Source organism: Roseburia sp. 1XD42-69, from assembly GCF_003612565.1.
Classification (GTDB): Bacteria; Bacillota; Clostridia; order Lachnospirales; family Lachnospiraceae; genus Roseburia_B.
In genome coordinates, this window is record NZ_RAZG01000020.1 from 58,689 (window position 1) to 65,327 (window position 6,639).

The window sequence follows — 6,639 nt, forward strand, 5'->3', positions numbered from 1 at the left end:
TATGAAAAAGCTTTGGAACAGTTTTAAAATAGCATTTTCCATGTATTCTAAGATACCAATGCCAAAAAGCGACTGGACAAATGAAAACATGCGTTACTGCTTCTGTTTCTTTCCCCTTGTGGGGGGAGTGGTTGGCGCCTTGACCTGTGTCTGGCGGTATCTGGCAGAGTATTTGGGCTTAAGGGGAAGCACAAGTTCTGCCGTAGTGCTTATGCTGATTCCCGTGGCGGTTACCGGCGGAATCCATCTGGACGGGCTTTTGGATACAGCGGACGCCTTAAGTTCCTACAAAGGACAAAAAGAGCGGCTGGAAATTTTAAAAGACTCCCGGGCGGGGGCTTTTGCCGTGATACAGGCGGTGGTGTATTTTTTCCTGTATTATGGCATTTACTCTTATCTGGACGCCTGCCCGGGAAAGAGAGGGGAGGAGGCCTGGCAGGTCATTGCCCTTTCCTTTTTTTTGTCAAGGATATTGAGCGGCTACGGGGTGGTGGCCTTTCCAAAGGCAAAGGATACAGGGCTTGCGGCCCTATTTTCCCAGAAGGCGGAGGGAAGGGCCGTAAAAATTGTCCTGGTTTGTTATGGAATTCTGATTTTTGTGTTTATGGCAGGGATAGACATTTTCTATGCCTTAGCAGTGTACACAGCGGCCTTTTTAGTTTTTATTTATTACTATTTTATGTCTGTGAATAAATTTGGGGGGATTACCGGGGATTTGGCAGGGTGGTTTCTCCAGAACTGTGAAATAGCCATGGCCCTTGGGGTAATGATTGTCCATGTGGCAGGAGGTGTGGTATGATATTAGTAATCGGCGGGGCAAATCAGGGAAAAACATTGTACGCCACAGAAAAGTTTCAGGTCTCCCGCTGGATTTTTGGGGGGGACTGTGATATGGAAGAAATATTTACCGCCCAGGGAATCTGCCATTTTGAAGCTCTGGTGGAGAGAATGATAAAGGAAGAGAAAGACGTAAAATCTTTTTTAGAAAAACTTATAAAATTAAATTCGGATATTATTATTGTATCTAATGAGTTGGGATGCGGTCTTGTGCCAGTGGATGCATTTTTGCGCAGATTCCGGGAGGAGCACGGCAGGGCCTGCACCTTTCTTGCCGCCCAGGCAAAGGAGGTACACCGGGTGTTCTGCGGAATCGGGACGGTGATTAAGGGATGAAAGTGTATTTGATTCGTCACGGCATGACAAAAGGAAATGAGGAAAAAAGATATGTGGGGGGCAGAACCGACGAACATATCAGCCGGGAGGGAATGTTGTCCCTTTTGGGAAAAACATATCCAAAGGTACAGCAGGTTTTTGTCAGCCCCATGAGACGCTGTATGGAAACGGCGGCGCTTTTATATCCGGGAAAGGAAATGACTGTGATAGAAGAATTTCGGGAGACGGACTTCGGACGTTTTGAAAATAAAAATTATGAGGAGTTAAAAGGGGACAAAGCGTATCAGAAGTGGCTTAGCCAGGGAGGAACTATTCCCGGGGGAGAGTCCTCCCAGGAGGTAAAAATGCGGGTTCTTCAGGGGTTTGATAAGGTGATTTTTAAAGCCGGGAATAAAAATTTACAGGAAATCGCATTGGTTGTCCACGGGGGGACGATTATGTATCTCATGGAAATGTACGCCGGGGAAGGGAAGAATTTTTACGACTATCAGATTGGAAACGGGGAGTATTTCTCTCTTACTGTCTCCACGGATTTCCGGGGAGTGTGCAGTTGATTCGCATCATCAGTATTACCCTGGCCTGCATGTTAGATTTGATATTTGGAGACCCCCAATTTAAGTATCACCCCGTATGCCTGATTGGGAAGCTGATTTCCGGGACGGAGAAACTTTTGTTTTTACTTTTTCCGGCAAAAAAGAGGGCAAGGATTCTCTCAGGAGCAGTTTTGGTATTGGTTGTATGCGGCGTATCTACTTTTGTTCCATGGGTAATCTTGCATTTTTTATATAGATGGAAGTTTTTTGCAGGTTTTGCGGTGGAAACCTTTTTCTGTTATCAGCTTCTTGCCATGAAATCTTTAAAAACAGAAAGTATGAAAGTCTATTACGCCCTAAAAACCCAGGGGGTAGAGAGCGCCAGAAGGGCAGTGGCCCTAATTGTGGGAAGGGATACGGAGGTTTTGGATGAAAAGGGAATTGCAAAGGCGGCTGTTGAGACGGTGGCGGAAAATGCCTCCGACGGAGTGATCGCACCCCTGTTTTATATGATGCTTTTCGGAGGGGCGGGAGGATTTTTTTATAAGGCGGTAAACACTATGGATTCCATGGTAGGGTATAAAAATGAACGCTATGAGGATTTCGGCAGGGCGGCGGCAAAAACCGATGATGTGTTAAATTTTCTCCCTGCCAGAATCTGCGGAATTTTCCTGGCAGTGTCGGCGTTTCTCTTAGGATACGACGGGAAAGGGGCATTCCGGATTTTTTTCCGGGACAGAAAAAATCATGCCAGCCCCAATTCCGCCCAGGGGGAGGCCGCAGTGGCAGGTGCACTCCAGGTACAGCTTGGGGGGGACGCCTGGTATTTTGGAAAGTTATATCATAAATTAACTATTGGAGATAATAAGCGGGACATAGAACCGGAGGATATTGTAAGGGCAAACCGGATTCTGTACGGATGCGGGATTCTGGGATGGGCCCTGTTTGCAGGCGCATATGGAATTTTCTGGTACATCCTGCAAATGTTCACAAGGTAAAGTAAAATCAGATTTAATAAAATAGAGTGAGATATGGAGGATGGGAGATGAAGCAAAATCACGGGGGGGATATCTACCGCTTTCCGAAAGTGACAGATTTTTCTACAAATATAAATCCTTACGGGCCTCCCAAGGGAGTGACGGAAGCCATAAAGAAAAATTTGTGGAAAATACACATGTATCCGGACCCGGAGTGCAGGGTTTTAAGGGAGGCTTTGGGGGAAAAGCTTGGTGCGGCAAAGAAGAAGGTTATCCTGGGAAACGGTGCGGCGGAATTAATGTTTTCTTTTTGCCAGGGGTTAAAGCCCAAAAAGGCATTGATTCCCCTGCCTTCCTTTTTGGAGTATCAGCGGGCTCTTTTATCGGCGGGGTGTAAAGTTTTGACTTACAAAACCCGTAAGGAGGAAGGGTTTTCCTTGAGAAAAGATTTTTTAGAGGCTATTACGGAGGGTATGGATATGGTGATTCTCTGTAATCCCAATAATCCTACTGGAAACGTGATAGAAAGAAATTTGTTAAAAGATATTTTGATAAAATGTCAGGAGACGGGAACATATCTGATTGTGGATGAGTGTTTTAATGAATTTATCCCAGGGGCAAAAAAGCATACCCTGCTGCCATTTGTGGAGGAGTATGATAAACTGATTATCCTAAAGGCGTTTACCAAGCTTTACGGGATGCCGGGAATTCGCCTGGGATATGCCCTGACAGGGGATGAGGAGCTTCCCGGAAAAGTAAAGAAAGTGACGCAGCCCTGGAATATTTCTGTTCTGGCCCAGGAGGCAGGCCTTGCCGCTTTAAAAGAGGATGATTTTGTAAAGGAAAGCCTTTCTAATATAGAAAAGGAAAAGCGGCGGATGATTATCGCCCTGTCAAAAGCCGGATATGTGATTTATGAGTCGGCGGCAAATTTTATCTTTTTTGAGGGGGATTATCATCTGGCAGAAACCTGTTTGGAGCAGGGGATTTTCATTCGGGACTGCAGTTCTTTTGCAGGGCTTTCCAAAGGGTACTACCGGGTATGCATCCGTACCAGGTGGGAGAATGACAAACTGTTGAAAGTCCTGATAGAGGCAAAACATGAGACAGAAACAAAGAAAAAGACGGGGGAGAAGTGAGATGGCAAAGGCAGTGATGATACAGGGAACTATGTCGGGGGCAGGGAAAAGCCTTCTTGCCGCCGGGCTTTGCCGGGTATTTGCCCAGGACGGCTTTCGGGTAATGCCTTTTAAATCCCAGAATATGGCCTTAAATTCTTTTGTTACAGAGGAGGGCCTTGAGATGGGTCGTGCCCAGGTGATGCAGGCCTTGGCGGCGGGGGTAAAACCTACGGTCGCTATGAATCCCATTCTCTTAAAACCCACGGATGTCATGGGTTCCCAGGTGATTGTAAACGGGGAGATACTTGGGAATATGTCAGCCGCAGAGTATTTCGGATACAAAAGGAAGCTGATTCCACAGATTTTAAAAGCCTATGAAAAGCTACAGGAGCAGGCGGACATTATTGTGATTGAGGGGGCGGGAAGCCCGGCAGAAATCAATCTAAAAGAAAATGATATTGTAAATATGGGGCTGGCAGAACTTTTGGACGTGCCGGTGCTTCTTGCCGGGGATATAGACCGGGGCGGGGTGTTTGCCCAGCTTTACGGGACGGTGATGCTATTAGAGCCCTGGGAGAGACAGCGGATTTTCGGGCTGATTATCAACAAATTCCGGGGGGACAGGGGTATTTTGGAGCCTGGAATTGCTATGATAGAGGAAAAAGTAAACATTCCCGTGGTGGGGGTTGTCCCCTATGAGCCTTTGGATTTGGAGGAGGAGGACAGCATGAGCCAGCGGCTAAGTTCCTTTAAGGAAACCGGGGCGGTGGATATTGCAGTGGTGCGTCTCCCAAGAATTTCTAATTATACGGATTTTCTTGTGCTGGAGACCATAAGGGAAGTTTCTGTCCGGTATGTCACCCGGCCGGAGGAGTTAAAAAATGCGGATATGGTGATTCTTCCCGGCACGAAAAATACCATATCCGACATGGAATGGCTGAGGGAGCAGGGATTTGAAAAGGTAATTTTGCAGATGGCAGGGGAAGGGACGGTTATATTTGGCATCTGCGGCGGTTTCCAGATGCTGGGGGAAACCATAAAAGATCCCTTATGCGCAGAGGGAGGAGGAGAAATCCAGGGCCTTGGGCTTTTGCCCATGGATACGGTCTTTGGAAAGGAAAAGGTGCGCAGTCAGGTAAAGGGTGAGGTTCTTTCTATTGGAGGGGCATTAAAAAAAATGTCCTGCGCCCCTGTGACAGGGTATGAAATCCATATGGGGCATACCATGCTGCATCCCGGGGGTTCTCCTTTTGCCCTGGTGAAAGATATGAGTTCCGGGGAGGAAAAAGCGGATGGAGGATGCCGGGGAAATGTGTACGGCACCTATCTTCATGGGATTTTTGATGAGGGGGAGACGGCAAAAGAACTGATGTATGCCCTGGGGAAGGCAAAGGGGATAGAATGTTTACAGATTACGGAATTTGACTTTAAAAAGCATAGAGAGGAGCAGTATGATAAACTGGCGGAGATGGTGAGAGAAAACTGCGATTTGGAAAAGATTTATGGGAGGATGGGGATTCATGAAAGTCCAATTAGAAAAAATATCTCCCCAGGAGATTGAAAAGAGAAGTTTTGAAATTATCACGGAGGAATTGGGGGATTTCCCGCTAATTCCCGGGACGGAGGACATTGTAAAACGCTGCATCCACACCAGCGCAGATTTTGACTATGCCCAAAATCTGGTGTTTTCCCGGGATGCCGTGGAACACGCATGTAACGCCATAAAAAACGGGGCATGTATTGTCACAGATACCAATATGGGAAAGGCAGGTATTAATAAAAAAGTCTTCTCTCGTTATGGGGGAGAAATATTTTGTTTTATGGCGGATTGGGATGTGGAGGAAAGGGCAAAGGCCCTTGGCGTTACCAGGGCCGTGGCTTCCATGGATAAGGCGGCAGAGTTAAAACAGCCTTTAATTTTCGCAATCGGAAATGCCCCCACCGCATTGGGGCGGCTGTATGAGCTGATAAGAGAAGGAAGGTTAAAGCCGGAGTTGGTGATAGGAGTACCCGTAGGATTTGTGAATGTGGTGCAGGCAAAGGAACTGATTATGGAGACGGAGGTTCCCTATATCGTGGCAAGGGGACGAAAAGGGGGAAGCAATATAGCGGCCTGTATTTGCAATGCACTGTTGTATATGCTTGAATAAGCACCAAATTAATTGATTTTTGTTTGGGAAAAAGCTTTTATTTTTACCATTTATCTTGTTAATTTTGCCTGGATATCCATTTTCAGTGCTATTTGTAATACATTAAGTAAACAATAACATTGCTGAGGAACAGTTGCAAAGGGTGGAGACTATTTTTTTAAATCAGATTAAAGATGGTCATTTTTGCGAAATCAGTGTGTTGACAGACAGATTATACGTAGAAGGAATGGAAAATTGCTTTGCCGGAGAGAAAAATATTACACTGGCGCCAGACGGCAAATATTATACCTGTCCGGCATTTTACTATCATCGGAAAAGAGTACAGGAACCGGAGTTTGTAATGACAAGATTAGAGCGGTCGCCAGTTTGTAAAGTGTGTGATGCTTATCAGTGTGAGAGATGTGTATATTTAAACAAGGAGAGGACGTTAGAATATAATGTTCCTTCGGAACTTCAATGTTTGAAATCTCACAGAGAAAGAAAGAGGACAATGCATTTACAAGAAGAATTAGAAAAGAATTTTCCGAGTGTGAATTTTATGCGGATAGCGGAGGTTAATTATGATGATCCATGCCAAAAAGTGATGTGGATGTGGGGATAATGAAAGGAGAGATGAGCGGTCTCGGAAACTCAATAGAGAATAGACAGGAAAGGGTTGATTTTCAGAAATGAGTGGAATAAGGGA

General features: G+C 45.8%; 8 protein-coding genes. All 8 read left to right on the forward strand.

Annotation, left to right across the window (positions count from 1 at the left end; translation table 11 throughout):
* Window position 1: 1 nt before the first annotated feature.
* The 8 genes from D7Y06_RS11815 to D7Y06_RS28570 all read left to right on the forward strand — a co-directional run bounded on the left by D7Y06_RS11815 (window position 2) and on the right by D7Y06_RS28570 (window position 6,555).
* Window positions 2–799, forward strand: a complete 798-nt coding sequence (locus tag D7Y06_RS11815; protein WP_120408003.1) for an adenosylcobinamide-GDP ribazoletransferase — start codon at window positions 2–4, stop codon at window positions 797–799.
* On the forward strand, window positions 796–1,173 hold the full coding sequence (locus D7Y06_RS11820) for a bifunctional adenosylcobinamide kinase/adenosylcobinamide-phosphate guanylyltransferase (RefSeq protein ID WP_120408004.1): 378 nt from the start codon (window positions 796–798) through the stop codon (window positions 1,171–1,173). The genes D7Y06_RS11815 and D7Y06_RS11820 overlap by 4 nt, the downstream gene beginning before the upstream one ends.
* Window positions 1,170–1,727: a histidine phosphatase family protein gene (locus D7Y06_RS11825; RefSeq protein ID WP_120408005.1), complete on the forward strand. Its 558-nt coding sequence runs from the start codon at window positions 1,170–1,172 to the stop codon at window positions 1,725–1,727. Before D7Y06_RS11820 ends, D7Y06_RS11825 begins: the two co-directional genes overlap by 4 nt.
* On the forward strand, window positions 1,727–2,704 hold the full coding sequence (gene cbiB, locus D7Y06_RS11830) for an adenosylcobinamide-phosphate synthase CbiB (RefSeq protein ID WP_442970415.1): 978 nt from the start codon (window positions 1,727–1,729) through the stop codon (window positions 2,702–2,704). Before D7Y06_RS11825 ends, cbiB begins: the two co-directional genes overlap by 1 nt.
* 47 nt (window positions 2,705–2,751) lie before the next feature.
* Window positions 2,752–3,822: a pyridoxal phosphate-dependent aminotransferase gene (locus D7Y06_RS11835; protein ID WP_120408006.1), complete on the forward strand. Its 1,071-nt coding sequence runs from the start codon at window positions 2,752–2,754 to the stop codon at window positions 3,820–3,822.
* Window position 3,823: 1 nt separating this feature from the next.
* Entirely contained in the window at window positions 3,824–5,365 is a 1,542-nt protein-coding gene (locus tag D7Y06_RS11840) for a cobyric acid synthase (protein ID WP_120408007.1), read from the forward strand.
* Window positions 5,325–5,954 carry a precorrin-8X methylmutase gene (locus D7Y06_RS11845; RefSeq protein WP_120408008.1) on the forward strand — a complete coding sequence of 210 codons (630 nt, stop codon included), beginning with the start codon at window positions 5,325–5,327 and terminating at the stop codon, window positions 5,952–5,954. Before D7Y06_RS11840 ends, D7Y06_RS11845 begins: the two co-directional genes overlap by 41 nt.
* 118 nt (window positions 5,955–6,072) lie before the next feature.
* On the forward strand, window positions 6,073–6,555 hold the full coding sequence (locus tag D7Y06_RS28570) for a CXXX repeat peptide maturase (protein ID WP_120408009.1): 483 nt from the start codon (window positions 6,073–6,075) through the stop codon (window positions 6,553–6,555).
* Window positions 6,556–6,639: the final 84 nt, after the last annotated feature.

What these genes read in the sequence shown, in the direction of transcription:
- D7Y06_RS11815 (WP_120408003.1), top strand. Translation starts at nt 2, where the DNA reads ATGAAAAAGCTTTGGAACAGTTTTAAAATAGCATTTTCCATGTATTCT.
- D7Y06_RS11820 (WP_120408004.1), top strand. Translation starts at nt 796, where the DNA reads ATGATATTAGTAATCGGCGGGGCAAATCAGGGAAAAACATTGTACGCC.
- D7Y06_RS11825 (WP_120408005.1), top strand. Translation starts at nt 1,170, where the DNA reads ATGAAAGTGTATTTGATTCGTCACGGCATGACAAAAGGAAATGAGGAA.
- D7Y06_RS11835 (WP_120408006.1), top strand. Translation starts at nt 2,752, where the DNA reads ATGAAGCAAAATCACGGGGGGGATATCTACCGCTTTCCGAAAGTGACA.
- D7Y06_RS11840 (WP_120408007.1), top strand. Translation starts at nt 3,824, where the DNA reads ATGGCAAAGGCAGTGATGATACAGGGAACTATGTCGGGGGCAGGGAAA.
- D7Y06_RS11845 (WP_120408008.1), top strand. Translation starts at nt 5,325, where the DNA reads ATGAAAGTCCAATTAGAAAAAATATCTCCCCAGGAGATTGAAAAGAGA.